The sequence below is a fragment of the Alkalibacterium sp. m-11 genome (genome assembly GCF_054658155.1).
The window spans coordinates 1-255 of record NZ_BAAGIR010000533.1 but is presented as its reverse complement, the minus strand read 5'-3'; the positions used below and the strand labels follow the sequence as shown (position 1 = coordinate 255).

Below are 255 nucleotides of genomic sequence, written 5' to 3'. Positions count from 1 at the left end.
GCTTGGTTGAAAGTTGAAATCAAATTCTTCAAGTGATGTCCGTTTGGGAAAGTGTGCGCGCTGGATGACACGTTCCACAGTCTGATTCGTTTGAAAGTCTAATTCTTGATTAGTTAATTCTAGAAGAACTTCTGTTAAAGAAAGCTCATCCCGATTGGCAATTTCAACATAGTTTGGCACATATTCTCTCATATGTTTTAAATTCAAGGCCTCTAGATTATTTAATAGCTTTTGATAGTTACTGCTCATTCGAAG

At 36.5% G+C, this 255-nt stretch carries 1 protein-coding gene; it reads right to left on the bottom strand.

Annotated features, from left to right (window positions below; genetic code table 11):
- A partial coding sequence (locus ACYQ2O_RS13480) for an ATP-binding protein (protein ID WP_459771494.1) occupies positions 1–249 on the bottom strand: 249 nt, incomplete at its 3' end.
- Positions 250–255: the final 6 nt, after the last annotated feature.